General features: G+C 68.2%; 27 protein-coding genes and 3 pseudogenes. 15 read left to right on the top strand and 15 right to left on the bottom strand.

The window, feature by feature from the left end; translation table 11 throughout:
• Positions 1–118: 118 nt before the first annotated feature.
• Positions 119–1,063 (bottom strand): C45 family autoproteolytic acyltransferase/hydolase, encoded by a 945-nt coding sequence (locus ACZ60X_RS42410; protein ID WP_469610923.1) that lies wholly within the window; start codon positions 1,061–1,063, stop codon positions 119–121.
• 463 nt (positions 1,064–1,526) lie between these two features.
• Positions 1,527–2,129 (bottom strand): TetR/AcrR family transcriptional regulator, encoded by a 603-nt coding sequence (locus tag ACZ60X_RS42405; protein ID WP_469610921.1) that lies wholly within the window; start codon positions 2,127–2,129, stop codon positions 1,527–1,529.
• A gap of 107 nt (positions 2,130–2,236) precedes the next feature.
• Here ACZ60X_RS42405 and ACZ60X_RS42400 point away from each other — a divergent pair, with 107 nt between their 5' ends.
• Entirely contained in the window at positions 2,237–3,172 is a 936-nt protein-coding gene (locus ACZ60X_RS42400; protein ID WP_469610918.1) for an alpha/beta fold hydrolase, read from the top strand.
• A gap of 15 nt (positions 3,173–3,187) precedes the next feature.
• Here the strand turns inward: ACZ60X_RS42400 and ACZ60X_RS42395 are convergent, their stop codons facing one another.
• Positions 3,188–4,069, bottom strand: coding sequence for an IS5 family transposase (locus ACZ60X_RS42395; protein WP_469610916.1), 882 nt, complete (start codon positions 4,067–4,069; stop codon positions 3,188–3,190).
• A 386-nt stretch (positions 4,070–4,455) separates the two neighbouring features.
• On the opposite strand from ACZ60X_RS42395, the gene ACZ60X_RS42390 reads away from it, so the two are divergent.
• Genes ACZ60X_RS42390 through ACZ60X_RS42375 form a run of 4 tightly spaced genes read left to right on the top strand, consistent with a single transcriptional unit; the run spans position 4,456 to position 10,531 of the window.
• Positions 4,456–5,196 carry a TnsA-like heteromeric transposase endonuclease subunit gene (locus tag ACZ60X_RS42390; RefSeq protein ID WP_469610914.1) on the top strand — a complete coding sequence of 247 codons (741 nt, stop codon included), beginning with the start codon at positions 4,456–4,458 and terminating at the stop codon, positions 5,194–5,196.
• Entirely contained in the window at positions 5,193–7,490 is a 2,298-nt protein-coding gene (locus ACZ60X_RS42385; protein WP_469610912.1) for a transposase, read from the top strand. The genes ACZ60X_RS42390 and ACZ60X_RS42385 overlap by 4 nt, the downstream gene beginning before the upstream one ends.
• Positions 7,465–8,739, top strand: coding sequence for an AAA family ATPase (locus ACZ60X_RS42380; protein WP_469610910.1), 1,275 nt, complete (start codon positions 7,465–7,467; stop codon positions 8,737–8,739). Before ACZ60X_RS42385 ends, ACZ60X_RS42380 begins: the two co-directional genes overlap by 26 nt.
• Complete coding sequence (locus ACZ60X_RS42375; RefSeq protein WP_469610907.1) at positions 8,732–10,531, top strand: TniQ family protein; 1,800 nt, start codon at positions 8,732–8,734, stop codon at positions 10,529–10,531. The genes ACZ60X_RS42380 and ACZ60X_RS42375 overlap by 8 nt, the downstream gene beginning before the upstream one ends.
• Before the next feature lie 11 nt (positions 10,532–10,542).
• Here the strand turns inward: ACZ60X_RS42375 and ACZ60X_RS42370 are convergent, their stop codons facing one another.
• Complete coding sequence (locus ACZ60X_RS42370) at positions 10,543–11,049, bottom strand: MarR family winged helix-turn-helix transcriptional regulator (RefSeq protein WP_469610905.1); 507 nt, start codon at positions 11,047–11,049, stop codon at positions 10,543–10,545.
• Positions 11,050–11,146: 97 nt separating this feature from the next.
• Here ACZ60X_RS42370 and ACZ60X_RS42365 point away from each other — a divergent pair, with 97 nt between their 5' ends.
• A complete protein-coding gene (locus ACZ60X_RS42365; RefSeq protein ID WP_469610903.1) occupies positions 11,147–12,082 on the top strand; it encodes an NADP-dependent oxidoreductase in 936 nt (311 codons plus the stop codon).
• 521 nt (positions 12,083–12,603) lie between these two features.
• On the opposite strand, the gene ACZ60X_RS42360 is transcribed toward ACZ60X_RS42365, so the two are convergent.
• Positions 12,604–13,149 carry a hypothetical protein gene (locus tag ACZ60X_RS42360; RefSeq protein ID WP_469610901.1) on the bottom strand — a complete coding sequence of 182 codons (546 nt, stop codon included), beginning with the start codon at positions 13,147–13,149 and terminating at the stop codon, positions 12,604–12,606.
• Positions 13,150–13,288: 139 nt separating this feature from the next.
• Entirely contained in the window at positions 13,289–14,221 is a 933-nt protein-coding gene (locus ACZ60X_RS42355; protein ID WP_469610899.1) for an alpha/beta hydrolase family protein, read from the bottom strand.
• 132 nt (positions 14,222–14,353) lie between these two features.
• Here ACZ60X_RS42355 and ACZ60X_RS42350 point away from each other — a divergent pair, with 132 nt between their 5' ends.
• Positions 14,354–14,971 carry a TetR/AcrR family transcriptional regulator gene (locus ACZ60X_RS42350; protein ID WP_469610897.1) on the top strand — a complete coding sequence of 206 codons (618 nt, stop codon included), beginning with the start codon at positions 14,354–14,356 and terminating at the stop codon, positions 14,969–14,971.
• On the opposite strand, the pseudogene ACZ60X_RS42345 reads toward ACZ60X_RS42350, so the two are convergent.
• The 4 genes and pseudogenes from ACZ60X_RS42345 to ACZ60X_RS42330 form a co-directional block, all read right to left on the bottom strand.
• A pseudogene (locus ACZ60X_RS42345) lies at positions 14,881–15,402 on the bottom strand (transposase); the annotation flags it as partial. The gene ACZ60X_RS42350 and the pseudogene ACZ60X_RS42345 overlap by 91 nt on opposite strands.
• Before the next feature lie 14 nt (positions 15,403–15,416).
• Positions 15,417–16,457: pseudogene (locus ACZ60X_RS42340) on the bottom strand (ISAzo13-like element transposase-related protein); the annotation flags it as partial.
• Positions 16,438–16,602: pseudogene (locus ACZ60X_RS42335) on the bottom strand (type I-E CRISPR-associated endonuclease Cas1e); the annotation flags it as partial. The pseudogenes ACZ60X_RS42340 and ACZ60X_RS42335, both read right to left, overlap by 20 nt.
• A 268-nt stretch (positions 16,603–16,870) precedes the next feature.
• Positions 16,871–18,310 (bottom strand): helix-turn-helix domain-containing protein, encoded by a 1,440-nt coding sequence (locus ACZ60X_RS42330; RefSeq protein ID WP_469610895.1) that lies wholly within the window; start codon positions 18,308–18,310, stop codon positions 16,871–16,873.
• A gap of 219 nt (positions 18,311–18,529) precedes the next feature.
• On the opposite strand from ACZ60X_RS42330, the gene ACZ60X_RS42325 reads away from it, so the two are divergent.
• The 3 genes from ACZ60X_RS42325 to ACZ60X_RS42315 all read left to right on the top strand — a co-directional run bounded on the left by ACZ60X_RS42325 (position 18,530) and on the right by ACZ60X_RS42315 (position 20,567).
• Positions 18,530–19,051, top strand: a complete 522-nt coding sequence (locus ACZ60X_RS42325; RefSeq protein ID WP_469610893.1) for a hypothetical protein — start codon at positions 18,530–18,532, stop codon at positions 19,049–19,051.
• A gap of 405 nt (positions 19,052–19,456) precedes the next feature.
• Positions 19,457–19,918: an RICIN domain-containing protein gene (locus tag ACZ60X_RS42320; protein WP_469610999.1), complete on the top strand. Its 462-nt coding sequence runs from the start codon at positions 19,457–19,459 to the stop codon at positions 19,916–19,918.
• A 112-nt stretch (positions 19,919–20,030) separates the two neighbouring features.
• Entirely contained in the window at positions 20,031–20,567 is a 537-nt protein-coding gene (locus ACZ60X_RS42315) for a hypothetical protein (RefSeq protein WP_469610890.1), read from the top strand.
• Here the strand turns inward: ACZ60X_RS42315 and ACZ60X_RS42310 are convergent.
• Complete coding sequence (locus ACZ60X_RS42310) at positions 20,524–20,985, bottom strand: transposase (RefSeq protein WP_469610888.1); 462 nt, start codon at positions 20,983–20,985, stop codon at positions 20,524–20,526. The two genes, ACZ60X_RS42315 and ACZ60X_RS42310, sit on opposite strands and share 44 nt — an antisense overlap.
• Here ACZ60X_RS42310 and ACZ60X_RS42305 point away from each other — a divergent pair.
• Genes ACZ60X_RS42305 through ACZ60X_RS42295 form a run of 3 tightly spaced genes read left to right on the top strand, consistent with a single transcriptional unit; the run spans position 20,872 to position 22,095 of the window.
• On the top strand, positions 20,872–21,180 hold the full coding sequence (locus ACZ60X_RS42305) for a transposase (RefSeq protein WP_469610886.1): 309 nt from the start codon (positions 20,872–20,874) through the stop codon (positions 21,178–21,180). The two genes, ACZ60X_RS42310 and ACZ60X_RS42305, sit on opposite strands and share 114 nt — an antisense overlap.
• A complete protein-coding gene (locus ACZ60X_RS42300; protein ID WP_469610884.1) occupies positions 21,177–21,722 on the top strand; it encodes an IS3 family transposase in 546 nt (181 codons plus the stop codon). The genes ACZ60X_RS42305 and ACZ60X_RS42300 overlap by 4 nt, the downstream gene beginning before the upstream one ends.
• A complete protein-coding gene (locus ACZ60X_RS42295) occupies positions 21,643–22,095 on the top strand; it encodes a transposase (RefSeq protein ID WP_469610882.1) in 453 nt (150 codons plus the stop codon). Before ACZ60X_RS42300 ends, ACZ60X_RS42295 begins: the two co-directional genes overlap by 80 nt.
• A gap of 143 nt (positions 22,096–22,238) precedes the next feature.
• Here the strand turns inward: ACZ60X_RS42295 and ACZ60X_RS42290 are convergent, their stop codons facing one another.
• From ACZ60X_RS42290 to ACZ60X_RS42280, 3 genes are read right to left on the bottom strand one after another with little or no spacing between them, the layout of a single operon-like run.
• Entirely contained in the window at positions 22,239–22,481 is a 243-nt protein-coding gene (locus tag ACZ60X_RS42290; protein ID WP_469610880.1) for a hypothetical protein, read from the bottom strand.
• A 16-nt stretch (positions 22,482–22,497) separates the two neighbouring features.
• The gene (locus tag ACZ60X_RS42285; RefSeq protein WP_469610997.1) at positions 22,498–23,478 is read right to left on the bottom strand and encodes an aldo/keto reductase; all 981 of its coding nucleotides are present in this window, start codon (positions 23,476–23,478) and stop codon (positions 22,498–22,500) included.
• A 10-nt stretch (positions 23,479–23,488) separates the two neighbouring features.
• Positions 23,489–24,451 (bottom strand): alpha/beta hydrolase, encoded by a 963-nt coding sequence (locus tag ACZ60X_RS42280; RefSeq protein ID WP_469610878.1) that lies wholly within the window; start codon positions 24,449–24,451, stop codon positions 23,489–23,491.
• A 129-nt stretch (positions 24,452–24,580) separates the two neighbouring features.
• Between ACZ60X_RS42280 and ACZ60X_RS42275 the strand changes: the two genes are divergently transcribed.
• Together ACZ60X_RS42275 and ACZ60X_RS42270 are read left to right on the top strand one after the other, a co-directional pair.
• Positions 24,581–25,234, top strand: a complete 654-nt coding sequence (locus ACZ60X_RS42275; RefSeq protein ID WP_469610876.1) for a TetR/AcrR family transcriptional regulator — start codon at positions 24,581–24,583, stop codon at positions 25,232–25,234.
• Positions 25,235–25,339: 105 nt separating this feature from the next.
• The gene (locus ACZ60X_RS42270) at positions 25,340–25,510 is read left to right on the top strand and encodes a hypothetical protein (protein ID WP_469610874.1); all 171 of its coding nucleotides are present in this window, start codon (positions 25,340–25,342) and stop codon (positions 25,508–25,510) included.
• A 289-nt stretch (positions 25,511–25,799) separates the two neighbouring features.
• Here the strand turns inward: ACZ60X_RS42270 and ACZ60X_RS42265 are convergent.
• On the bottom strand, positions 25,800–26,004 hold a 205-nt coding region (locus ACZ60X_RS42265), incomplete at its 5' end, for a hypothetical protein (RefSeq protein ID WP_469610872.1).

Genomic DNA, 26,004 nt, shown 5'->3' with positions numbered 1-26,004 from the left:
CGGCCCCCCCCCCCCCGCGCCCCCCGCCCCGCAAATTTTCACCCCCAAACCCCCCCCCCCCCCCCCCCCCCCCCCCCGCCCGCCGCCCCCCCCCCCCCGGGGGGCCCACGGCGCTCCCTCAGCCAGCCTGGCCGATGGTCATGGTGCGAGATCCCGGAGCGAAGTCGTCGAAGGACTGTTCCCACGACTCGCCCGGCCAGTAGTAGGTCACACGACCCTCGGAGGGCCTGTAATGGGCGGTGTAGACGGTTCCCAGCCACTCCTCGTATGCGGATTGATACAGCGGCGGCTTCAGCATCGCCGCGACGTCCGTGCCGGCTGCGCGAATGGCGCTCAGCCGCTCTTGTGTCCGGGAGGACTGCTCCTGCTCGTCAGGCACCGGCATGTGCTGATGGTTGGAAGCGCAGGCGTCCGGTGCCTCAGTCAGTGAGATGTCCGGCCCCACGAACACCGTCAGTGCCTGCTCGGGATCGACGCGGGTGACGTTCTGGGGGATTGCGATCGGTATGGACTTCAGCTTGCCGACTGCCTCGTCAACGGTGGTACATGTCTCCAGCAGGTAGCGCAGGACGATGAGTATGGCGAAGCCCGGGCCGTGGACGAATCGTCCACCGAAGGTGAGTGAGACCGCGAGCCCGGCGTCGTTCATCCCGTCCAGCAAGCCCCAGGCGGCATCCTGCATTCCGATCACCGGTCGCAGGAAGTGGGAGGAGACAATAGTGCCTTCGCACTCATCGGGGCTGAAGTCGTAGTTGCGCAGCAGGGTGCCACTGCCGCCGATCTGAGTGCAGCCCGAGAAGAAGGGTCGCAAGGCCACGAGGGTGAGGAAGGTCTTCGCTTCGGGCCGGTCCAGCTGACCGGCGAGGCGATCGAGCACGGGGACCAGTTCCGGCATGTGCGCCTCGAACAGCCGCCGAGCACGGCCCGCGCCTTCTAAGGTCCGGCTCTCCTCGGTCATCCACCCCTCCGCGAGCGGCCACAGAGCCTGCGCATGGGTGGCCCATCGCCCATCGCTTCCGTCGCCGACCTCGATAGCACGGAAGGTCTTCTGCTGTTGGCTCATGGCTGCCGCTCCCTTGCGGACGTCGGGTGAGGTGATGGCAACCTAGCTAATTTCGGCGGTAGTTCATCAGATCAGGCATGGCCGGTGGAGGCATCCGCAGTACTCGAGATCATCATGAGCGGCATAGCAGGGTGTTCGTCGCGGCCCTCACCGCGCAGACCAGGACCAGCGGCACATGTATCACAGGCCTTCCTCGACTTGTCATGCAGAGCTCACACACAGCTTCTAGGGCGTGTCTGATGGGTCGCGTGACTGCCAAGTTGAAGGGCAGTGTCCGCTTCCGTAAGACCACGGTCTGCGAAGCATGGCGCCCCGGACGTCTCTCAACTCACATGAGGCGGAGGCCGCTTCACCGGCATCGTCCGCCTGGGTCTCGTGGGCGTAGCAGAGGCTCAGGGGGCACGGTCGGCAAGGCGAGAATTCCTCGCGGGTGTCCTGGCTCGGGGGCGGCGGCGTCCGTGCTTCAGGGCCGGAAGATCCGGTCCAGGTGGTAGTGGAGGACGGCCGTGGCGGAGTCGGCGTCGCGCTGACCCACCAGGACGCTGGTGCCGAGCCCCGCGGACATGGCCAGCAGGCCGACCGCTTCGGCGTGGGTGTCCGTGCCGGCCTGGAGCAGGCCGGCGTCCGCCGCCTGCCGCAGCAGCCCGGCGAGGGTGGTCTCGGCGGTGTCGGGATCCTTGATGAAGGGCTGGGCCGCGAGGGCTTCGTCGGTGACCGACAGCACGGCGTACGAGGTGTAGAGGTGATGGAACAGGCGGCTCTCCTCGTCGACCGGCAGGGCCGCCGTCAGCAGCGCCTCGATCACTGCCCGCGGTCCGGGGTTGCCATCGGCGGCGCGGATCTGGGCGGTCACCCGTTCCCCGAACCTGTCGGCCAGGTATCGCAGTCCGAAGAGGAGCAGCTTCTCCTTGGACTCGAAGTAGTACTGCACCAGCCGCACCGAGACGCCCGCCTCGGCCGCCACGTCCCGCATACCCACAGCGTGCAGCCCTTGCCGTCCGGCGGCCCGGACGAGGGCCTGCGCGATCTCGGTGCGCCGCTCTGCGTGATCCACGCGCTTGGGCATGGTTCGACTCTCCGCTCCTCGGATCGGGTCTCCGATTTTTGATGATACAGCCGTACCACGTTTGTGGTGCGTTCGTATCACAAAGATCGACTGCCCAGGAGGTGGCCGTGCCCGAGCCCACAACAGCCCGTTCCCAGCCCGATGTCGGCCGCTTTGTCAGCGACGCCTGGCGTGCGCGCTACTTCGCGGCCTGCGACGCGGTCTACGCGCTGGGCGCGCCCGCGTCCTGGGAGGGGGACGTGGAGACGTCCTTCGGGACCACGCACGTCTACCGCTACGACCCCGAGGACCCGGCCGCCCGCGAGCGCACCCCCCTCGTCCTCGTCCACGGAGCCGGTTCCTGCTCCGCCATGTGGTACCCGAACACTCCCGCCCTCAGCACCGAACGGCCCGTCTACGCCATCGACACCCCGGGCGACCCGGGCCGCAGCGTGCACCGCGCGCCCATCCACGAGCCCGAGCGCGCCGCGCAGTGGCTGGACGAGACACTCGCCGGCCTCGGGCTCGACCGTGTGCACCTGCTCGGCTCGTCGTACGGCGGCTGGCTCGTCCTGAACCAGGCGTACCACGCGCCGGAACGCCTCGCCTCGGTCACGCTGCTCGACCCCGGTGGCCTGGAGAAGGTGGGACTGCGCTTCTTCGTGTGGATCTTCGCCAGTCTGTTCGCCACCTTCGCCCCCAAGGCGCTGCGGCCACGGCTCGCGTCCTGGCTGGAACAACCCGTCCTCGTCGTCCCGGAACTGCGCACCATGATCCGCACCGGCGTCCGCGCCTACCGCATCCGCCGGCCCGTGCCGCAACCCCTCACCGACGCCGAACTGGGGGCCATCCGCACGCCGTTGTACCTGGTGCTCGGCAGGCGCAGCCTCCTGGTGCACCCCGACCGGCAGGTCGAACGCGTGCCCCGGCTGATCCCCGGCGCAAGGGCCGAGATCATCTCCCGGACCGGCCATGGCCCGCAGATCGACCACGCGGAGCTGACCAACCGGAAGATGCTCGACTTCATGAATGCCGCCGACCTCGGCCTGCCGACATCACGCTGAGGACCGCCCAGCGTGTCACGAGCGAAGCCAAAGTCGGACCGCGGCTACAGTCACGGTGCCGTGAAAGACGTAGGCCCGCTTGTCGAAGCGGGTTGCTACGGCCCGGAAGCTCTTGAGCTGATTGATTGTCCGCTCGACCTCGTTCCTGCGGGCGTAGCGTGAACGGTCGAGGCTGGTGGGTCGACCTCCTCGGCTGCCGCGGTTCTGGCGGTGGGTCCGCTGATCGCGGCGCTCGGGGATGGTGTGTTTGATGTGCCGGCGCCGTAGGTAACGGCGGTTGCGGCGGGAGCTGTACGCTTTGTCGCCACTCAGATGGTCCGGCCGGGTGCGCGGGTGCCCGCCTGCCGGGCGGGGAACGCGGATTCGGTCCAGGGCCGGGATCAAATGTGGGGCGTCGCCCCACTGACCGGGCGTGACCAGCAGCGCCAGAGGCCGCAGTCCGCCTTCACCAGCCAGGTGGATCTTTGTGCTCAGTCCGCCGCGTGAACGACCGAGGGCTTCATCGGGGCGATGCTGGACGGGCTGGGTGCGCTTACCGGGTTTCCGCGGTGCCTGCTTGCGAGCACCGGCGGCGTGCTGGTGGGCGCGGCACACGGTGGAGTCCACACTCGCCATGGACCAGTCGATGCGGCCCTCCACGTCGGCATCGGCCTGGACGGCCCGCAGAATCCTGTCCCATGTGCCGTCCGCCGACCACCTTCGATGCCTGTCATGAACCGTCTTCCATTTCCCGAACCGCGTCGGCAGATCCCGCCACGGGATGCCGGTCCGCTGACGGAACAGGATCCCGTTGATCACTCGACGGTGGTTCTTCCAACGCCCTCCGCGTCCAACGTTCTTCGGCAAGTGAGGTCCCAGACGGGCCCATTCCTCATTCGACAGATCGCCCCGCCCCATGCTGGACGGAACGATCGCAATGCTAGGCAGTCACGTGGACCCACCGGACAGGCCCTAGTCCGGAAAGGGCCAGCGGACTTACAGAACTCCTTGCCCGTGTGCCGGGACGCGGTAGTTGGAACCATCGGGTTGTGATGACCTGGTAGTTGATCCCGCGCGGGACACACAAGTTGGAAGCACATGGTCACGCTTCCTGCAACCTGCGGCGACTTGTCATCGTTGTTGGAACCAGTTCCGGGCAACCACCGCCCCGAGGGCCGAGGCGGGATTTCTCTGGAGGCATGAGGTCGAGCGAAAGCCCGCGTGCGGCGGGGCGTACGGCAGCAGGGGTTCCGGCCGGGCCGGTGTGGTCGCACAGCGCGGCCTGGGGTGAACTTCTCGTCCCGGTGTCCGTCGAGGCGGGGAAGGCCGGCCTCGACTTGGATAAAGACTGGACCAGTCGGTGGACGGTGACGTGGAAGACGGGCCGTGACCAGGTGTCCTGCTCGGTACGGGAACTCATCCGGGTACCGCTGGTGGATGGTGACCCGATCCGGCATTTCTCGTGGCGGCGGGAGCAAGGCCATCGCCCGGGGTTGCAGTTCCTGGTCAGTACCGGCCGTCACCACGGTGCGGAGAGTCTGGAGGAGGCCCGGCTGCTGCTGGCCCTGGACTTCGCCGGGGATCTGGTCGACGTCGTCTCGCAGCCGCTGAGGCTGCAGTTCGGCACGGTGGACAAGCGCCGGAGCCACACGCCGGATTTCCTCGCGGTGACACGGTCGGGAATCTGGCTGATCGACGTGCGCCCGGAGCCTTTGATCAAGGAGGAGGACCGGGAGTCCTTCGCTGCGGCGGCCGAGGTCGCGCTCGCCTGCGGCTGGCATTACGTGGTGGCCGCCTGCTGGCGCGATCACGTTTCGTCGGCCCTAGACGCTCTCTCCTCGCGGCGGCGGCCGTTGTCCGACCCGCTGCGCCTGCGGCCAGGGCTTGTGGCGTCCGCGCGACAGGGCCTGACGTTTGGCGAGCTCGCCGCAACGGCTGCCTACGAGCCTCTGGCCCGAGCCCAGTTGCTGCACCTGCTCTGGCACCGGAGGCTCGGGGTGAACCTCGCCGAACCTCTGGGCGACTGCTCACCGGTGGTGGCATGAGGCCGGCACGAGCGGTGCTGGATTTGTCGCCCGGGGCCGGGCTGGTGCTGGACGGCACACAGTGGACGGTCGAGCGACGGGAGCCACACCTGGGGCGGGTTCAGCTGGTTGCCTCCGATGGGATCCGTCAGCAGGTGAGCTTCCGGTTCCTGGCCAACCATCCGGGTTGTCGGCCGTCTTCGCGAACGGCGTCGGCCGGCGCTGACCGGGGGCGCCAGCCCAAGACGGTCGAGGACTTGAAGAAGGGCCGCCGGGAGCTCGTCGAGCTGAGGATGGCCCATCTTCTGGAGGTGGCGACAGGGTTTCGCAGCGGTGATCGGCTGAGGCCGGGGCCTGGTGAGCCGAAACCCGAGTACGACCCGGACGCTACGACGCTGACGGGCCGGCGCCGGGCGAAGGTGGCCGAATTGCGGGCGATGGACCGGCAGCAGGCGAAGCTGCTGGGACTGGATGCGGTCAGCCTGCACACGCTGATCCGGTGGGAGACCGGGCGACGGCGGTTCGGACTGATCGGCTGCGCAGATGACCGCTGGCTGCGGGAGAGCGGCGGTCACCCGGCGGTTACGGAGGAGGTGCGGGAGGCGATTCTCGCGGTCCGTGAGGAGACTCTGCGCGGGGCGAAGGTATCGATGCGCACCAAGGACCGCATGATCCGGCAGTACGTGCGGGAGACGTTCGACTCGAAGGACCCGGACACCGGTGAGACGCCTGAGCAGGAGACGAAGGTGCCGAGCTATCGGACGCTCTGCCGGGTCTGGAAGGAGTGGTTCGGTCCAGGCGGTGCGCGTCAGCGGTATGCGCGGTCGGCCGAACTGCCGGTAAAGAACGGACATGTGGTGGTCCACAGGCCAGGCCAGGTCGTCGCGCTGGACACCACGGTCCTGCCGGTCATGGTCCGCGACGGCGTCTTCGGCGACCCGATCAAGCCGCATCTGACGATCGCCCTCGATACCTACACGCATTCGCTGGTCGCGTTCCGACTCACGCTGGTCTCCGACACGGCGGTGGACGTCGCGATGCTGCTGCGGGACGTGATGATGCCGCTACCGATGCGAGCGGACTGGGGCGATGAGATGGAATGGCCCTACCCGGGCCTGCCCGCGGCCGTCGTCTCGGAGTTCGCCGGGCACAAAGTCGCCGGCCTGCCGTTCTTCACCCCGGAGACGGTGACCACCGACCACGGGGCCGTCTACCGGAACCACCACCTGATCGAAGTGCAGCGCGTTCTGGGCTGCAACATCCTTCCCTCCCGTGTTCTTCGACCGCAGGACAAGGCGGCCTTTGAGCGGGCATTCGGCACGTGCAGGCAGCTGCTGTTCGAGCTGCTGACGGGCTACACCGGGGTCGACGTCGCCGACCGCGGGGCCGATCCGGCGGCCGACGCCGTGCTGACCGTGGACGAGATGGAACACCTGATCGCCACCTGGATCGTCAAGATCTGGCAGACGCGCCAACTGGGCGAGTACGCCCCCAGCTGGGATCCAGAGGGGGTCCACAGTCCGAACTCGTTGTTCGCGGCTTCGTTCGCGCAGGCCGGTCTCGAGATGGAGATCCCTTCCCCAGAGCTGTTCTACGAACTGCTGCCCGCACACTACGTGCGCATCGACGCCCGGCGCGGAGTGAAGATCCGCGGACTTTGGTACGACGACGATAAGATCCTGCGCGACTACCGGGGCCAGCGCTCGACACGCGGCGGCAAGCGCAAGGGCCAGTGGCTGATCCGGCGCGACCCCCGCGACCGGCGGACGGTCTTCTTCCAGGACCCGATCACGCATGCCTGGCACCCTCTGGCCTGGACGGGTCAGCCTGCAGTAGGCCAGATGCCGGCCTTCGGCGACGCCCGCGTCCGCGACCTGCTGAAGAAGGCCGCATCCTGCGGGATGAAGCCGAAGTCCGACACGGAACTGCTACCGGTGCTTCTGGAGTTGATCGGATCCACCATCCCGGTCAGCCAGTGGCCCACCCAGATGAACAAGTCGCAGCGCACCGAGCACGCCCGCGAGGTCGCCCAGGCCAAAGCGGCCGAGGCCGACCGCTCCGCAGCGACGCCCGCCGAGTCTGAGGACGCGCAGGGGCAGGAGGCGGCAGTGACCGTGCTGCAGTGGCCGCAGCGCGCCCGCCAGGCCCAGGACAGCCTGGACACAGAGAGACGCCGACGGCGGGAGGCCACCGTCTCCGCCACCCCTAAACCCCCGCCCACCCTGGGGGCCAGCTTCCGCACACGCAATGTGTTCGCCCTGCCCGAGGACGACGATCAGGAGGACGTCGATGCCGGTGCGCCCAACGCAGGATGAGAGCCCGCTCGCCCAGTTCCTGCGGATGGGACCGAGGCCGGACCGAACCCGCCACGAGGGCTGGCAGCAGTGGCGCCTGACGCGTGACGCGTTCATCCCGGCCCCGCGGCTGTCGTTGCGCGAGTACGACGCGCTCAGTCCCCGGCGCAAGGGGCTGCACGACATGCACCGCACCGCGAGCCATGTCAACATGCGGCTCCAGGAGACGCCGATGAGCACGAAGGTCGCCGACCTGATGCTCGGCCGGCTGCAGAACAACGCTGTCAGATTCGCACCGGGCACCCTGGACGGCCTCATGATCAACGGAGGCGGCTTCCAGGGGAAGACCGAGACGGCCTGCCGCGCGGCTGCGGCCTTCGAGGACATGTGGCGGGAGGTCTATCACCAAATTCTGCCGGGAAGCATGCCCGGGACCCGGGACCTGTTCGTTCCCGTCGCCTACTGCCGCCTACCGGTCCGGGCGACACCGAAAGCCTTGTGCAAGAACATCCTGGATGTCTACGGCAACCCGCACCCCGGCACGCTGGACGACCTGGTACGCGCCGTCAGGGACTCGATCCGGGACCACAACACCACGGCCCTGCTGATCGACGATGTGACCCGACTCCGGCTTCACCGGCAGGACGAGCAGGACACTCTGGACCTGATCCGCGAATTGATGGACCTCAATGTCACCCTCGTGCTGATCGGCGTCGACATCCCGAAGTCCGGTCTCCTGCGCGGAGCCTACGTCGATGCCAGAACCAATCAGTACGTCCTGCCCGACATCCGACGCGGCAGAAGCCACAACGAGGCCGCGGACACGCAGACCGACCGCCGCTTCGACCTGGTCGACCTGGACCCCTTCGACTACACCACCCCGATCGGGATCGCCGCCTTCCTCGACCACCTGGCAGGCATTGAGGACCAGCTCCGGCTCTTCCGTGCCACCGAGGGCATGCTCACCAGCGGCTCCATGCCGGAGTACCTGTTCCGGCGCTCACGCGGAATCGTCGGCCTGCTGCGTCGCCTGATCGAGGCCGGCTGCACCGGGGCCATCGCCAGCGGTGAGGAACGACTGTCCCTGGAACTACTCAGAAGCACGCCGATCCGGCTCGGGAATCTCGATGACCTCGACGCGGAAACCGGCGAAGTCCCCGACATCCCCCAGAACGTCGCGCCACCGACCACCTCAGCAAAGAAGTCCGCCAGCAGGCCCCGCAACACGGTCTTCGACGACCGCGGAGAACGGCCGGCCGCCGATGGCTGACAGGGCGGACGAGCTCGCGCGGCCGTTGGGCATGAGCCTGGAACCGCTGGCAGGCGAATCCCTGAACGGCTACCTCCTGCGGCTTGCCTACCGGCTCCACCTGGAGCCGAACCGGCTCACCCGACTGCTCGGATGCGGCAGCGCTTCAGAGAAGGGGGTCAGCCGACGGCTCCATCTGGACCTCCGCACGGACGCTTTCGCCCGCGCTACCCGCCTGACCGAGGCCGAGGGCGAGCAACTGACACTCCGGCCCTGGGCCGACCGCTACCCGCCCATCTCCCGATCCCCGGCCGCGGCGAAGGTCTTCGACAGCTGGTTGTTCAACGACAGCCCCCGCTACTGCCCGCGATGCCTCGCCGGCGACGGCAGCACCGTCCAGCAGAAGTACGGCGGCATCTGGAGAAAAGTCTGGCAGCTACCCATCGCCTTCCTCTGCCCGGACCACCTGTCCTTCCTTCACCACGGCTGCCCGAGGAACCACGAGCCCAGCCGAGTCACCCCCCTCTTCGCAGGCGCCAAGCATGCCGACCTGCACCCCGCCGAATGCCGCTTGCCGACCCCTGGAATCAAGCACGAGCCGGGCTTCACCCACACGCCCTGCAGAGTCCGCCTCGACCAACGTTCCAACTCCGGGTCTGACCCGAGCCCCGCGATCATCAAGCTGCAGGCCCGTCTCCTGGGCCTTCTGGACGCTGACACGGCAGCCGAGGAGGCCACCCAGCAGTTCGCGGACCTGCGAGTCGTCACCGCTCTGCTCTGCGCGTCCTGGCCCACGGGGCAGGACCTGTTGACACCAGCTCTAGCCTCCGCAGTGGCCCGCCATGTTCACGAAGCAAACCGCAGCGGCAGCCTCTACTCGTCCCCTCACAGCCCCGAGGCGACAGCGGGGCTCCTCCTCGCCGCTGAGGCCGTTCTGGGCACAGACGATCTCGAACTCACCCTCGCCGGCCACCATCGGGCCAGTTGGAGCGGCCTGCCCAGCCTCGCCCCCTGGAGTCACATCCTCAACCGACACAGGAGTTTGTGCTCGGAGAGGCTATTGCTCGCCGCCGAACCGTCCATTCGAGCCTTCCGCCGCAACGGAGGCGCCTCCGGCCTGCGAGCGCCGACCCGCACGGCCGGCTACCAGCCGGAACACATCGCCGCCGCACTGGAGCATGACCAATTCGAACGCCACCTCGCCGTCTTCGGCTGGGGCACCTATACCCGAGCCGCACGCCGACTGGCTGCCGTCAAACTCGTCCAGTGGAGGATCGGTGGCGCCCAGGCCGAGGCAGCCTCCTACCTGGGAATCACCCAAGCGGGCAAATTCGCGATCAGCCGGGCGCTTAACCGACAACTCGCCAGCCACCCTCCCGACCGGTTCACAACCGCTCTTCGGGCTCTTGCACGAGAACTCGACGATGCCCCGAGCCCCGTCGACTACCGGCGACGCCGCACCGCACTGGACAACTGGAGCTTGAGCCCTGGCGAATGGCAGGAGATCGTTCGTGCCCTACCTCGACCTCGTTTCGAGCGAAATCCTCGCCTGGACGACTACGCCCGCCAGGGGGCCTCGGCTTTCGTCTGGGCTCACATCACTCAAGGAGAGCCCAGATTTGCTCCCCGTCCCATCGTGCTCTCTCACGGCCAAACGAAGTCCGATCGTCACCCGTGGCCCACGAAATGCAACAACATGTGGTTCCACATCGGCGCCGCGAGCACCTCGCACTACGCGGCACTACGGACGCTCCTCATCGAGGTCGGCGACGACCTGGCGCGCAAGATCGACGCCTCGCGATCGACACGCTAGTTGTCCTGTGCTTACTGTCCGCGCTTGCGCCGTGGCGCCGCCGACCTCGGCGGGACGGCGCGCATGTGATCGCGGACCCGGCCGAGGACGTCGCCGAGGACGGTGACGTCCTCGTCGTTCAGCGGTGTGAAGAAGATCTGCCGCACCGTCTCGATGTGACCGGTCAGCACCCGCTCCAGCAGCTCGCGGCCCTTCGGTGTGAGCGCCACGACGACGCTGCGCTCGTCCTCGGGCGAGGACTCCTTGGCCACGAGGCCTGATTCGGCGAGCTGCGAGACCTGGTAGGTCAGCCCGCTGCGGCTGTGCACCAGCTGGTCCGCGATGTCCGTCATCCGTTGCCGGCCCTCGGCGCTCTCCCCCAGCGCGGCCAGGATCTGGAACTGGATGTAGCTCAGCCCGCCCTCCTCGCGCAACTGCTGATCGACGGCGTGCTGGAGCAGATTGCCCACCTCCATCACGGCGAAGTAGGCGGCGAGCTGGTCGGGGCGCGGCTGCGGGTGCGCGGAGTCCTCGGGCATGCCGACCATTGTACTTGCTACGAATTCGAAGCAGGTGTAGCGTCGCCTTGTGCTTCGAATTCGAAGCACAAAGGGCGAACGAGCTGGAGGCTCCCCCATGTCCACCATGAAGGCGATCCGTTTCCACGCGTACGGCGACTCCGACGTGCTGCGCTATGAGGAGGCCGCGCGGCCCGAGCCGGCGGCGGGCGAGGTGCTGGTCGAGGTCGCGGCGACCTCGTTCAACCCGCTCGACGCCGCGCTCCGCGCGGGCTACATGAGCGGGGTCTTCCCGCTGGCACTGCCGCACGTTCCCGGCCTCGACGTGGCCGGCCGCGTGGCCGCGCTCGGCGAGGGCGTGACCCGCTGGCAGGTCGGCGACCAGGTGTTCGGCCCCGTGCCGCCGGTGAGCGACGGGGCCGCGGCCGAGTTCGTCGCCGTGCCCCAGGACCTGCTCGCCGCGGCGCCCGGGAGCATCCCGCTGGCGGACGCCGCGGCCATCCCGCTGGTCGGCGTGACGGCCTGGCAGGCGGTCTTCGAGCACGCCGCAATCGAGGCGGGGCAGCGGGTCCTGGTCAACGGCGCGGGCGGCATCGGCGGAATCGCGGTGCAACTGGCCAAGCGCGCGGGCGCCTACGTCATCACGACCGCGAGCCCGGGCAGCGCCGACGCGGTCCGCGCGCTGGGCGCCGACGAAGTCATCGACTACACCGTGACGAGCCCGGCCAAGGCGATCACCGAGCCCGTCGACGCGGTGCTCAACACCGTCGGCGCCTCCGAGGCCGACATGGCCGCGCTGACCGGCCTGATCAAGGACGGCGGCGTGATCGTCAGCCTCACGACCCCCGCGGCGGGCGACACGGCCCGCGACGTGCGCGGCGTGAACATGCAGACGCGCGGCGACGCGAACCAGCTCGCCAACCTCGCGAAGCTCATCGACGCCGGAGAACTCCGCATCGAGATCAGCGCGCGGTACCCGCTCGCCGAAACCGCGATGGTGCACGACATCTACGCGCGCGGCGACATCCGCGGAAAGGTGCTGCTCACGCCCTGAACCGAGCGCTCATGCGAACTCCCCAACGGCCTGCCCCTGACGATCCAGGAGTCCGGCGAGAACACTGACGGCAGCACGGCCCCGGAGCTGCACACGGGCTCCGGGCCGCGCACGATCACCAGCTCCTCGGCCACGCTGTCCGCCTTCGCCAAAAAGGCGTTCCGCCCCGACTTCTCCGCCTTCACGCCCGAACTCGCGAAACCGCCTCGGCAACGGCCCGGTCGCCGCCACCGGCACGAACGGCTCGATCAACGCCCACTCGGCATCAGTCACATCACCACGCGCCACCCGACCGTTCTATCAGGGCACTACATGATCCGAACTCGATACAGGCCCTAGCTAGTGCCAACATTCTTGGCCAGGTTCCAACTACCGCGTCACGGCTCAGCCCGAGCACTTCGCGAACGCGGCGTGACGTCGAAGTCGAGCACCTCCACGTCCACCTCCCCGTGTGCTGAAGACGGCCGCCTCGTGATCGATTCCTGAGTTCGGACTCGATCCGGCACCGTCGTGCACGCAGGTCAACGGCGAACCGAAGGGAGGGATGCCCCATCAGCCCGAGCGCTCTCCGTGACTGCCTGGATGGCCGCCTGCAAAGTTCCCCATGGCGATACACCTTGCGCGCTGACTCCTCCACTGGAGGTCATGGCAGCAACGGCTTCATCGAGTGGACGTTGGAGCTGGCTCTTTCCGCAGCAGGTGGTCAGTGAATGAAGCCAGAACGGGGCCTCAACCAAGTCGTCAAACCACTCGCGGATGTGCTCCTTCGCAAGGACGCTGCCACCATCGGCGTTGATCTTCGACCGGCGGTATGCGGCTTTGAGTAGATAGCGGAGCGCGCCGTCATACGCAGCGAGGCGCCGGTCTCGCTGCCATTTCTCCTTCCCCTGGCGAGCCTGGAGGCGGACTGAGATGACGGAACCCAACAGCGCGATTGTGGCGCCAAGCAGTCCGCCGACCAGCCCAATGAGTGCTGATCCCATGGCCCTCTCTGCCCTGGTCAGGCAGTAGCAGAAGGTCGAGGTTATCGACTGCCGCTCAGTCCGGAAAAGCGCGAGCGGACTCACGGAGCTCCTGGCCCGCGAACTCCGCAACCGCGGCCGCGAGGTCGAAGTCGAGCACCTGCAACCCGCATCCCTGGACTCCCGGCTGCGCCCAGGACATCGCTTCCAAAACTGGGTGTGCCGGTCGGCACGAGGAGGCTGGTCACTTCGAGTCGATGCTTCCCAGCGGGGCATCGGCCGCGGTCAGCGCCCGACGGGCGGTGGGCCATGCGCTCTGGTCGAGGCCCAGCGCGGTACGCAAGTACGCCAGAGTGGCCTGCTGCACGAGTGCGACACGCTCGGGGCTTTCGTCGGTGGTGCGCGTGTCGTTGGCTCCCTGGATGCCGCCGAGTCCGTGTTCCGCCCCGAACAGGGTCAGCAGATCGGTGGCGCCCGGGCTGAGCCGGTAGCCGTCGGTGAACCAGTCCGGACCGCGTACCGTCAGCGGGGACTGGTCGCGGTCTCCGGCGACCAAGAGGCTGGGCGTCTTCAGCTCGGCGAAATCAGGGTTCATGAACGGGAAGTACTGGGTGGCGAGCGGGCTCAGGTCGGCGCCGCCGGTGCCGGGCAGGCACAGCAGCACGGCGGCACTGACACGCGGGTCGGCCATGCTCTCACCGGGAATGCCGTCGGCGCCTACGACCCGTGCACCCGCGAGGGTGCTGGCGGTCTGTGCGCCCCAGGAGTGTCCGGCGACCGCGATGCGGTCGTGGTCGACGCGGCCGGCCAAGCCGGGCACAGCGGCTTCGATCGTGTCGAGCTGGTCGAGGACGGCAGTGAGGTCGGCGGTGCGGAGGCGCCAGATGAGCGGGGAGCGCGGGTCGTCGGGGGCGAGGCCGAGGGAGTCGAGATGGGTGGGCTGGACTGCCACGAACCCGCGGGCGGCCCAGTAGCCGACCAGCGGTACGTAGTCGTCCATGGTCAGGCTCATGCCATGGGAGAAGACGACGACGGGCAGGTTGCCGCCGGCTGTGGGCGCCGTGATCCGTACTTGCAGGTCCTGACCGCGGTCCGGAGCGGCCAGCGAGATCGGGTTGACGGAGATGACCGGGGTGGTGAAGTCGTTGCCGCCGTCGGCGGACGTGTTGTCGCTCATGAGACGAATGCCTTTCTCGGACGAGCCCAGTGGGCCCCTGCTGCGCGGTGTCTGGCAAAATGAGAATCCGGAGCGCCGCTCCGGTTCACGATACGGAGCGTCGCTCCGTTTTGCAAGCAGGAGGTGTGCACGATGTCCACGGCCGACACGCCGTCAGCATCTGCAGGACGTAAGCGAGCCGACGTACGCCGCAACGAGCAGAAGCTCCTGGACGCGGCCGCGGCCGTTTTCGTCCGCATGGGGATCGACGCCCCCGTGCGGGAGATCGCTGCGGAGTCGGGCCTCGGCATGGGCACGATCTACCGCCACTTCCCCACCCGGGCGGACCTGGTGGTGGCGGTCTTCCGGCATCAGGTCGACGCGCTCGCCGCCGCCGTCGACGCGGCGCCGGCTGCCGGCACGCCGTACGAGGTCCTGCGGCAGTGGGTCCACCGATTCGCCGACTTCCTGGTCACCAAGCACGGCCTCGCCGAGGCGCTGCACTCGGACCAAGCGGGATTCGAGAGCCTGCACAACGAGTTCGTCGAGCGCCTGATGCCTGTGCTCGACCAGCTGTTGAAGGCGTCCGCTGCCGCTGGATACACGCGCTCCGACGTACGGGCCTACGACTTCATGCTCGCCATCGGCAACCTGTGCATCGGAGTGGAGAACTTCCCCGACTACCAGGCCCGCCGCATGATCGACCTACTGCTCGCCGGCCTTGCCCAGACCGCCCCGGCATCGACCGGCGAGGAGCCGGAACAGCGCTGACGCTGACCGCTGGCGGCCTGGTGCGGGCAAGACGACCCTTCGGGGAGGTAGCGGCGGGGGAAGGCGATCCACTCGTCGTGGAGTTCGAAGAGGACGGCGGTGACCAGGCGTTGGAGTGCGTCGGGGTTGGGGAAGACCTGCACGACGTCGGTCCTGCGTTTGATCTCCCGGTTCAGCCGTTCCAGGGGGTTGGTGGACTGGATCTTCTTCCAGTGCTGGGTAGGGAAGATCGCGAACGCGGTCAGGTCCTCCTTCGCTTCCAGGAGCATCTCTTTGACCTTGGGGAACTGTTCGCCGAGCATGTCGGCGACGGTGTCCAGCTGGGAACGGACCGCCTGGGTGGTGGGCTGGGCGAAGACGGTCCGGATGGTCGCGGCGACCATCTCGCCGGCGCCCTTGGGGATGTGTGCGAAGCAGTTGCGCAGGAAATTGAACCCGTACGTAATCAAGTTGCTTGTTTTGTCGGCGTGTTGGAGTTCGTGACAGTGCTGGCGAGGAGTGCTTCGACAGTGCGGTGCGTCACCGGTGCCGGCGGGAAGGTGATTCCGTCGTCTTCCAGCAGAGGGCGGACGTCGCGGAAGGCGTTCGTGAGAGTGCCTCTGGTGATCTGAAAGAGCTCGGTGAGGACTCCTCCGGTGCAGACCTTTCGGTCCATGAGGACGGTGGCCAGGACGCGCTCAGCGTCGGTGATCTTCTGTCGGAACACCCCGGCGCGGGTTCCGGGCTGGCGGTGGCCGCCGCGCTGCGTGAAGCGCCGTCGTTCGACCAGCGCGGCCTGCCGTTTCGAGAGCCGGTCGATCAGGGCGTGGAGGTCGGCGAGGCTCATGCCGGTCAGTGCCGGGTCGCAGAGCTGTTCCGGGAGCGCGGGCCGGACTTCGGTGGGTGACGTTCCGGTGCGCAGGAACGCCACCAGGTGGTCCGGCTTGGCAAACCGAACCGAGGAGAGCCCGACAGTCGTGCCGGTGTCGTCCAGCAGCCGTCGTGTGTCGCCGATGGCCTTGCTGATGGTGCGGTCGTTGAGGGCGAGCATGTCGTACAAGACCTTCTGGGAACAGATCTGCCGCAGGTAGAGCACGGTGATCAGCACTTTGTCAGGGCCGGTCAGCAGGGGGCGGCCATGGTCGCCGGGCGCCTTGCGCCGTCGTCCGCCGCGGTGCTGGTAGCAGCGTTCTTCCCGCTGCGCGGCCTGCGCGGGAGCCAGCCGATCGCTCAGCGCAGCCAGCTTTTCCCGCGTCATCCCGGTGAGCAGTGGGTCGGCCAGCATCTCCAGGAACTGAGTGCGGGCCGTTTCCCCGGGCTTGCGAACCGCTTCGTGCTCGCTGGGGGCCGGGCCGTCGGGGCGGATGGTGTAGTTCCAGGTTCCGCGCTCGAGGTGCTGCTCGATCGGGAGCGAGTCCAGGTACGCCTTGCTGGCCGTAGTGCCTGTGGGATACGAGCCCGGGTCAAGTTCGGCCTCGACCTGCAGCCCGGTGCGGGTCCGTGTCGCGGGCGCAGACGCCGGTGTCGTCTTGGACGATGCGGACCATGTCCATGTAGAGGAAGGACAGGGAGTCCGCGACGCGGGGCAGCATGGCCAGCGTGGGGGCGGCGAGGCGTTTGCGGGCGTCGCCGCCCTTTCGGGGTGCGCTCACGTGGTTCGGGCGGGGGCGAGGCTGAGGCCGACCGACAGAAACCCGCAAAGTGGGGTACTCCTCCCGGCACCTTCTCCTGTGCCAGCAACGACACCGCTTCCCCATGAGCCGAAGGGGGCACCGTCGACGGGCCCTCCGCCTTGATCGTGGACACCTCGACACAGGCAGCTGGGTGGTACGCCACCCGCCGCCCACGCCAGAGGGCCGGTGCCTGAACAGGCACCGGATCCCTCGGAGTCGGCGTGCCGTTCCAGCACCCTTCAGCAGATCACGAACAGTCTCGTTGACGTCCGGGGTGGGTCACACGGTCTGCGAGGAGCAGGGCGCGGCGGGCGAGCCATAGTTCGTGGCGGGCGCTGGGAGGCCGCAGCAGGGGACGTTGGAGGAGTTCCTCAAGTCGGGTGAGGCGTTTGCGGGCGGCAGTGGTCGAGAGGGAGAGTTCGGCGGCGGTCGGGGCAAGTCGGGCATCGTGACGCAGCCAGGTGTCCAACGTCGGTCCGAGGCCCGATTCGTCGATGGGACGCAGCAGGTCGCGTGCCCAGAGCAGCACGGCGGAGCGGGTGAGCAGGTCGTCGAGTAGGGCGGGTGGGCCCGGTGGCGGGGCCACCTCTCCGGCCTGGTGCGTCTGTGCACGCAGGGCCAGGTGTAGGACCGCCTGGCCGGGGAGGCGTTCGAGGTCCAGTGCGAGCAGGGTCTCGACCTGGCGCAGGCGCGCCGAGAGGGTGTTGCGGTGAATTTTGAGCAGCGCGGCTGCCTGCGTGGAGAAGGCGAGCCAGGAGGCGGCCGTGACGGACAGCTCTGCGCCGTCCGGGTCTTGCGGACGCCGGGGGATGTAGGAGCGGAGGGGGGCCAGTAGGTGCCGGGCCCACTGCTGCAGTTCCGTGCCCATGACCAGCACTGAATCTGGGCGGTCCGCGAAGGCTGCCCAACGGCCGGCGCGGCAGCGCGCCGTGACCAGGGCGCGGAAGGCCTGTTCATAGCCGATAGCCGTGTCGTGCAGCGGAACGATGTCGCTGACGCCGACCAGACAGTCGTCCAACGCCCCGGCCAGCGTCGCGGCGAGGGCCGAGGCCGTCTCAGCGGGCTCGGCTGGGGCTAGGACCAGCACATGGTCGTGGTAGACCGGGCAGGGGACAACCCAGGCGCCGGGCGCCAGCCGCGTGCACTGGCGGGCCACGTCCTCGCGCACGCGCGGTGACGAGGACTCCACGACATGGAACCGCATCACGTCCGGCAGCGCGGGCCTTTGCAGGTTGGCTATCTGCCGTGCGGTGGCCACGTGACGGTTCATCAGCAGATGCAGCACCGCTTCGCGGGTGCGGGCCTCGGTGAGCTCCAGGCGACGCCGCTGCCCCTCGGCGTGCTCCAGCCGCCAGCACAGTTCCAACAGCAATGATGCGTCGGCGAGCAGCAGGGGCAGGCCCTCCGGTAGCGGCTGCGGCGTGATCGCGGCGAGCACGGGCGCGTCGCCGCCCAGAGGGACGATCACGATCGTGCGGCAGCCGACGTCGAGGACGACGGAGTCCAGATTTCGGGCGTTCAGTTCATCAGCGGCCTGCCGGGCGAGGGCAAAGTCCGCCGCCTCGCAACCGCCCTCGGAGGTCAGTACGGCGCCGTCGGAGCCGATCAACAGCAGCCGAGCGCCGGTGCGGGCCGCCAGCCAGCGCAGCAGCGAGCCGCTACCTCTGCCGCGGGCCGCCCGCTGCATGGCAAGGATGGCGTCAGCCCGGCCACGGCGCCCATTCGCGGATACAGGCTCGGACAGGATGCGCATGAGGGGAGGTTACCGGCCAGCGCCGCTCACTGTGCACACCGGAACCCCAGACTGTGCAGATCAGATCTTGATCGACTCTTCGCATCCCGGGATCGTTGATCAAGCCGGAACGACACGTCCGGACGAACCAAGTCTTCAAACGGGGGTACTCCTATGCGCAAGGCGTACATCGCCAAGGTCCTGGGTATGGCGGCCGCCATACCCATGCTGACGCTCGCCGCCACCGGCAGCGCATACGCCGATGGGTCTGGCATCACCTGGACCCAGAGGTCCACCGACCACTGCCTCATGTGGCACAACGGCGCAAACGGCTACTGGCTCAGCGGCGACGCCATCTGCTGGAACGACGGCCAGAAGCAGGGAGTCCTGTGGGACGACTCCCAGAGCGGGCTGGAGAACCAGACCGGCGAGTACTGGACGGAGAAGGTGCACAACACCGGCGTCTGTCTCACCGCCTACTGGGCACCCAATGACTCCAGCCCCGGTTCGGCGTACCTGGAACCGTGCAGCGGCCCCGCCAACTACTACGAGCAGTGGAAGGAAGTGTCGGTCGGCAACGGCTTCCAGCTCGTGAACCGTGAAACGGGCTGGTGCCTGGACGGCAACGGCAACGGAGACATGTACACCACGCCCTGCGACCCGAACCACAACAACAAATATCAGATTTGGTACTGACAGACACGGCGATGGCCGCCTTCTCATCCGAGAGAGGGCGGCTACCGTCAGAAGCCGTTGTCGTACCGATCACGCAATTTGCTGATCGATCGGGAGTCCCGATCGGGTGATCGCGGAGCGGTGGACGCATGAGGGCAGGGCCTGCGGTGCGGCCCGTGGGCGTTGACGCCGAGAGCACCAGGAGCCCTGATTCCGAGTCCGGACCTCCCTCGGCGGGGGCGTCTTTGATCCTCTGGGAGGACGTGCCGCCGCCCATCGGCAAGCCTGAACTACGGTGATTCGCCGTCGGAACCGCTCACTCACTTACTGATCTTGAGGTGCGCAGTGTCTTTGAGTCTTCGTATATCCGCTTCCCGCTCGGTCGCGGTCAGCGCCGCAGCCCTCACTCTGCTGCTCGGCCCTGCAATGTCGCCGGCGCACGCCTCCACCTCCGACGGCGGAACGTTCACCATCCATAACGTGAACAGTGGCAAGTGTCTTGAGGTCGCTGACTGGAGTCAGTCCTGGGGGGCCCAGGTCCGTCAGTGGGACTGCACCGGTGGTGCCAACCAGCAGTGGGTGAGGGTCGACGACACTAGCCCCGGCAGGGCTGGCATCGTGTACTTCCGGAACGTCAACAGCGGTGCATGCCTGGAGATCGCCGGCGCGAACAGTAACTACAACGGCGCCACGGCGGACCAGTGGCAGTGCAACTACGGCTCCAACCAGCAGTGGATGCAGGGAACCTCGGGCATCATCACCTCCATGATCGGCTACAACAAGTGCCTGGAAATCGGCGGCTGGAGCATGGACAACGGCGCTGCTGCTGACATCTGGGACTGCGGCTACAACCAGGCCAACCAGAAGTGGACGCTTCAGCTGGCCTAAGTGGCTGTTGTCGTTCCGAATCTGAGGGCGGCGTTTTCGCTGGTCAGGCATAGTGTGGGTGACTCGGTGGGAGTGGTGGCGTGTCGTGTTGTCGCTCCTCGGGAGGTTGCGGATGCCTTCGGTCGTCGGGCTACTGGAAGAGCACGAGCTCGCTGCTCGCCGTCGAGTCGACGGGCTGCGGGAGGAAGCCGATCGTATCCAGGCCGAGCTGGCCGCGGCCGAGCAGGAATGGCAGGAGTGGGCGGTTGCGCGCAGACGAGTGGGCACCGTCCTAGCTCCGGACGACGGCAACATTGCTGATCAGAAGGCCGCTCCGGGCCCACAGAACACGGAGACGCCGTCAGGGGCCAGGCAGGCTGCAAAACCGAAGTCGCAGGTGCCGGTATGGCGTGAGGGGCTGGACTGGTCGGTGCTGTCGGTGGACTACCAGCGCATTCTCACGGCGCTCGCGGACCGGGACCGGCTCCATCAAGGGCCGCTGACCTGCCAGGAGATGGCCCAGACGTTCGGCATGGACGAGGTCCCGGCACGAGTGGAGGCACTGCGGTCGAAGGCGAAACGCCTGGTCGCGCGGGGCTGGCTGGCCGAGCGGCAGCCGGGCCGGTTCACCCTCGCCCAGGGCCCGGCCGGGCAAGGCGGCGCGTCATGAGCAGGGTCATCGACCAGTAGACCATCGCCTCGGCGCTGGCGGTGCGGCTTTCGAAGTCGCGCACCAGACGACGGGTGCGCATCAGGCGGGCGAAGAACCGCTCGACGATCCACCGCTTGGGCAGCACCACAAAGCCGCGCATGTCGTCGCTGCGTTTCACGATCGCCAGGACCAGTGCGAACGCGGCCAGGCAGTGCTCGACGAGGCTGCCGGTGTAGCCGCCGTCTGCCCAGATTGAGGTTCCCCCGAGATACGGAGTGCGTTGACAGAGGGTCAGATGGTTCTCATGAGAGGAACATCGGCCATGGCCGCCCCCAGAAAGTACTCGCTGGAGTTGCGTGAGCGTGCGGTGCGGATGTACCGGACCTCCGCCCCGAAGCCGCAGATCAAGAAGCTTGCCGTCGACCTCGGTGTGCACCCTGAGGCCCTGCGCGGCTGGATCCGGCAGGCCGAGGCCGATGCCGGCGAGCGCGACGACCGGCTCACCACCGACGAGCGGGCCGAGCTGGTGGCGCTGCGCAAGGAGAACGCCCAGCTCAAGCGGGTCAACGACGTGCTGCGGACGGCGTCTGCGTTTTTCGGGGCGCAACTCGACCCGACCCGGCCCAGGTGACGGCGCTCGTCGACGAGCATCCCCGCCTGGGAGTCGAGTGCGTCCTGCGGGAACTGCACATCGCCTCCTCCACCTACTACCGCTGGCGCCGCGCGGAAAAGGAGCCGTGCGAACGACGGCGCCGCGACGTCGAGCTGACCGAGAGGATCAAGGAGATCCACGCGGAGTCCGGCGGCAATTACGGCTCGCCGCGCGTGCACGCCGTCCTCAAACGCGAGGGCACGCGCGTGGGCCGCAAGCGGGTCGAGCGGCTGATGCGCGAGGCCGACATCGCGGGTGTCAGCCCGCGTCGGAAGGGCTTCACCCGCCGCGATCCCAAGGCCACCCCCGCCCCGGACCTGGTGAACCGGGACTTCACCGCACCGGCGCCGAGCCGGCTGTGGGGCACCGACCTGACGATGGTCTCCAGCGGCGAGGGACCGTTGTGGCTCTCGGCGATCCGGGACGCCTTTCTCCCGCCGGGTGGTCGCGTGGGAGACCTCTGCCCGCGCGGACGCCGATCTGGTCCTGACCACCCTGGAGTACGCGCTCGCGTCCCGTGAGGTCGAGCCCGGCAAGCTCATCCATCACGCCGATCACGGCTGTCAGTACACATCCATCAAGCTCACAACTCGACTGCTACGAGCGGGAGTTGAAGCATCCATGGGGCCCGTCGGGGACTCGTACGACAACGCCCTCGCGGAGAACCTCTGGATGCTCGTCAAAACCGAATGCATCCGAGGCCGCACCTTCACCACGAGGGCCGAGGCCAACCTCGCGCTCTTCGAATACATCGACGGCTTCTATAACTCCCGCCGCATCCAGGAACGGCTCGGCTTCCTCAGCCCGACAGAGTTCGAGGAGAAGCACTACGCCGAGCAGGCGACGGCCGAACCAACGAATCTGAACACCCATCAACCCCTGCTGACCAGCTGATCAGCACCTCCCGCATGACGGGGGAACCTCACGGTCTCGCCTGAGGTGTCCTTGGTGAGCAGCCCGGTCAGTCCGACGCTGGTGCCGATCACGAACATCACGGTCGCGGTGGGGCGGGCGCACCGCTTGCCTGCCTTGACAGCTCAGGCCGTCGTGAGCCAGGCGAGGACGCCGAGCACTCCGATGACGGACAGCACGGCCAGGTAGGCGGTGACGGCCGAGTCGACCCGCGCCTGGGGGTACGTGGGGTAGCCGGCCCGGATGTGGTCGGCCAGGAGATGGGTGGTGCCGCGGTCGACGTACGTGGCGATCGTCGCGAGGACGGTCAGCGCAAGGCCCGCGTACATTGCTGCCAGCGCCCCGCGTGCATGGGGTGGGTTCGTCATCAGGGAGCTTGTTTCCTCATCGGTCGATCAGGGCGATGCCGTGGTCGCTGTATCGGGCCCCCTGGGCCCCGGTGTCAGGCACGGCGGAGTCGATGGCGTCGAGGTCGGTCGCGGTCAGGTGCAGATCGAGTGCGGCCAGGTTGTCGCGCAGGTGCGGGCGGCGGGAGCTGCCGGGAATGGGGATGACGTCGCTGCCGCGGGCGAGAAGCCAGGCGAGGGCGACCTGGGCGGGGGTGGCGCCCTTGGCCGCAGCGAGGCGGGCGATGGCGTCGACGACGGCCAGGTTGGCCTTGAGGTCGTCGCCGTTGTAGCGGGGCGCGGTGGCGCGGAAGTCGCCGGGCTCGTAGCGGGTAGTGGCGCGGACGGCACCGGTGAGCAGGCCGCGGCCGAGAGGGCTGTAGGCGACCAGGGTGGCGCCGAGGCCGCGGAGCATGGGCAGGACCTCGTTCTCGACGTGGCGTTCCCACAGCGAGTACTCGGTCTGGACTGCGCTGATCGGATGGATGGCGTGGGCGCGGCGCAGCGTGCCGGCGGAGACTTCGGACAGGCCGATGCGGCCCACCTTGCCCTGCGCGACCAGGTCTGCCAGGGCGCCGACGGACTCCTCGACGGGGATGGCGGGGTCGATGCGGGCGAGGTAGTACAGGTCGATGTGATCGGTGCGCAGCCGGCGCAACGAGGCTTCGCAGGCACGTCGCAGATCAGCGGGTGAACCGGCGGGAGCCAGGCCCTCGACGGTACGGCGGACGCCGGTCTTGGTGGCCAACACGACCCGATCACGGTACGACGCGAGTGTACGGCCGAGGAGTTCCTCGTTCGCTCCGTCGCCGTAGAAGTCGCCGGTGTCGAACATCGTGACACCCGAGTCGAGCGCCTCCAGCACGGTTGCCGCGGCCTCGTGCGGGTCGGCGGTGCCGTAACTTCCGGTCATGCTCATGCAGCCGAGGCCGAGACGGCACACCTCTGGGCCATCGGGTCCGTTGGTGGTGGAGTGCATCATTCCTCCGTCACTGCGCCAGGGCCCTGCGGAGAAACTGGAGGATCTCCGTCTGGGCGGCCTCGGCCTGAGGTTCTACGCCGGGCAGGGTGAGGAACGCGTGCTTCGCGCCCGGGTATTCGGAGAGCTGGACGGGCGTGCCGGCCGCACGCAGCCGATCGGCGAAGCGGCGGCCGTGGTCGGCGACCGCGTCCTGGGTGGGCACCACCACGAGTGCCGGGGCGAGCCCCCTCAGGTCGTCCGCGTACAGCGGCGAGACCGCGCGGGCGTCGTATCCCGGTGGGACGGCGAGCTCCCGGAAGAACCGTAGGAGCGGCAGGGCCCGGGTCGGGCTGCAGGCGTACTCGGTCATCGAGGCGTAGTCGAACATCGTGCTGGTCACGTCGGTTACGGGGTTCACCAGTACCTGCGCCGTGAGCTCCAGGTCGGCATCTCGGGCCCGGATGGCCGTCAGGGCGGTGATCAGCGCGCCGCAGCTCTCGCCGAACACGGCCGTGCGTGCCGGGTCGATGCCCCACCGCGCGGCGTCCCGCACCACGTGCTCGAGCACGTCCCAGCCGTCCTCGGCGGCGTTCGCGAGCGGGCTGCCGGAGGCGAGGAGGCGGTGCTCGACCGAGACGACGAGCGCGGGCAGCCGGGCGGCAAGGTGGCTGTTGGTCCAGTCGCACTGCGCCGCCGTGCCCACGAAGCCGCCTCCGTGGACATGGACGACGAGTGGCAGGTCGGTTCGGGCGGCGGTCTCGCCGTCTCCCGGCGGGGTCGGCCGGTACACCCGGACCGGCAGGTCGCGGCCGGGCAGCGCGATCTCCTGCCAGTCGATCGCGGCGCCGGGGTGCGGCTCTCCCAGGATGACCCGGGCCGCGCCGGAGGCCCTGAAGCGGTTCTCCGCCTCGCGATAGGCGAGCAGTTCCTCGGTTGTCATCGCCGAGAAGTCCGGCTCCGGCGGCCGCGTGGCAGTCGTGGTCTCACCCATGTGCCCTTCTCCCCTCCCGGCCAAGTGCCGGGTGTGTCCTCGTGGTTGAAGTACGTCGCCCCCATTATGCACGCACCGCGTGCATCAGCAAGTGCATAGGTTAGACTCGAGCGTGACGAGAGGGGCGAGATGACTGGCCGACGGCGATGGTCGACCGAGGAGATCCTGGACACGGCGGCGGAACTGCTGCGTACGGACAACGCCGAGTCCTTCAGCGTGCGTAAGCTCGCCGCGGCGCTCGGGACCGACTCCTCCAGCCTCTACCGGCACTTCCGCAACAAGACCGAGCTGCTGCGCGCGGTCGCCGACCGGATCCTGCTGGCCACCATGGACGGCTACCACCCCGAGGGCGACTGGAAGCAGCGCGTCACCGCCCTGGCCCTGCGCCTGCGCGAGGCATTCGGCGAGCAGCTCCAACTCGCTGCGGTGTGGGGACGCTATGGGTCCGGCGGCACCGGTTCCCGTTTGGTCATGGAGGAGTTGCTGCAGGCCCTGCGCGCGTCGGGCCTGCCCGACGCGGAGGTCCCGGCGCGCTACCACCGCATCGTGATCCTCCTCGCCGCGCTGATCTCCTCCGAGGCCGGGATCGGCACTCTCACCCCCAAGGAGTACGAACAGGGCATGGAGCAGTTCCGCGTCGCGGTGCTCGGCGCCGACCCCGAGCGCTTCCCCGCCCTGGCCCACTTCGCCCGCGACATCCACCCCCTCGGAGCAGACCGCCGCGCCGCGTTCGAGGAGATCCTCGCCGCCCACCTCGCCCACATCGAGTCCCAGATCCCCTGACGTGCCGGATCACGAGTGCGGTGCGGCCGGGTAAAGCAGCCGACGCAGGCCCAGTGCTTGATCCGCGCCCAAATCGGGGGCGGCAGATGTCAGCGAGGAGGCACGGTGGGGTTCGCGGTGGTCATCGCGTACGCTTTCCTGATCTACACAGTCCTGATGGCGCTCTTCTGCGCCTTCGTCGGGTCCAGGACCTCCTGGAGGATGGGCTGGCTGATATCAGTTCCAGTGATCTTCGCGCCCTGGGGCTTGGTGTTGATCGGGTTCACCATCTACTGACCGGTCCCGGCGGCCGGGACCGGGGTGGCACCGACCGGCGATGGGGCAACTCCCATCAACGGTGTCATCACCGGGTGACAGCGCTGACCGGTGGCGTCACGGAACTGCGGTCAGAGCCCCCGAAATCCCCCAAAGACCGGCACCCAGAGATGCCGACCGCTCTCGTTGTCTTACCTCCCACCGTCACACAGCCACCCTCGCCGCCACGACCGCCTGCACGAGAATTTTCTGTGAGGCCCGCTACCGCCCAGACCGACAGCACCCACCCCCGGCAGAACAGAGCAACAGCTCAAAGCTGCTGCCCGTCCGGCAGACGGCCGGCACCTGCTGCCGCGCGCACACGGGCACCGGGGCTCACGACCTGCTTGTCTTTGTCTCGGCCGCCTGCTGAAACGACCGGGCGGAGAATGTGGATCAAGGGGGTCATGTCGGGCGGATGCGGGTGGTTGTGGTGGACGAGTTCGATGTGGACGCGGTTCTCCAGCAGGCGCTGG

It is taken from the genome of Streptomyces sp. NPDC104106 (assembly GCF_055584345.1).
The sequence above is the reverse complement of the archived record's forward strand: the minus strand, read 5'-3'. Positions and strand labels throughout refer to the sequence as shown.

Coding starts and splice junctions, on each gene's coding strand:
- ACZ60X_RS42330 (WP_469610895.1), bottom strand. CDS start 18,310: ATGCAGCGGGCGGCCCGCGGCAGAGGTAGCGGCTCGCTGCTGCGCTGG.
- ACZ60X_RS42290 (WP_469610880.1), bottom strand. CDS start 22,481: ATGACGAACCCACCCCATGCACGCGGGGCGCTGGCAGCAATGTACGCG.
- ACZ60X_RS42275 (WP_469610876.1), top strand. CDS start 24,581: ATGACTGGCCGACGGCGATGGTCGACCGAGGAGATCCTGGACACGGCG.
- ACZ60X_RS42405 (WP_469610921.1), bottom strand. CDS start 2,129: ATGCCCAAGCGCGTGGATCACGCAGAGCGGCGCACCGAGATCGCGCAG.
- ACZ60X_RS42410 (WP_469610923.1), bottom strand. CDS start 1,063: ATGAGCCAACAGCAGAAGACCTTCCGTGCTATCGAGGTCGGCGACGGA.
- ACZ60X_RS42375 (WP_469610907.1), top strand. CDS start 8,732: ATGGCTGACAGGGCGGACGAGCTCGCGCGGCCGTTGGGCATGAGCCTG.
- ACZ60X_RS42315 (WP_469610890.1), top strand. CDS start 20,031: ATGCCTTCGGTCGTCGGGCTACTGGAAGAGCACGAGCTCGCTGCTCGC.
- ACZ60X_RS42305 (WP_469610886.1), top strand. CDS start 20,872: ATGGCCGCCCCCAGAAAGTACTCGCTGGAGTTGCGTGAGCGTGCGGTG.
- ACZ60X_RS42350 (WP_469610897.1), top strand. CDS start 14,354: ATGTCCACGGCCGACACGCCGTCAGCATCTGCAGGACGTAAGCGAGCC.
- ACZ60X_RS42325 (WP_469610893.1), top strand. CDS start 18,530: ATGCGCAAGGCGTACATCGCCAAGGTCCTGGGTATGGCGGCCGCCATA.
- ACZ60X_RS42280 (WP_469610878.1), bottom strand. CDS start 24,451: ATGGGTGAGACCACGACTGCCACGCGGCCGCCGGAGCCGGACTTCTCG.
- ACZ60X_RS42370 (WP_469610905.1), bottom strand. CDS start 11,049: ATGCCCGAGGACTCCGCGCACCCGCAGCCGCGCCCCGACCAGCTCGCC.
- ACZ60X_RS42320 (WP_469610999.1), top strand. CDS start 19,457: ATGTCGCCGGCGCACGCCTCCACCTCCGACGGCGGAACGTTCACCATC.
- ACZ60X_RS42380 (WP_469610910.1), top strand. CDS start 7,465: ATGCCGGTGCGCCCAACGCAGGATGAGAGCCCGCTCGCCCAGTTCCTG.
- ACZ60X_RS42385 (WP_469610912.1), top strand. CDS start 5,193: ATGAGGCCGGCACGAGCGGTGCTGGATTTGTCGCCCGGGGCCGGGCTG.
- ACZ60X_RS42355 (WP_469610899.1), bottom strand. CDS start 14,221: ATGAGCGACAACACGTCCGCCGACGGCGGCAACGACTTCACCACCCCG.
- ACZ60X_RS42285 (WP_469610997.1), bottom strand. CDS start 23,478: ATGCACTCCACCACCAACGGACCCGATGGCCCAGAGGTGTGCCGTCTC.
- ACZ60X_RS42395 (WP_469610916.1), bottom strand. CDS start 4,069: ATGGGGCGGGGCGATCTGTCGAATGAGGAATGGGCCCGTCTGGGACCT.
- ACZ60X_RS42365 (WP_469610903.1), top strand. CDS start 11,147: ATGTCCACCATGAAGGCGATCCGTTTCCACGCGTACGGCGACTCCGAC.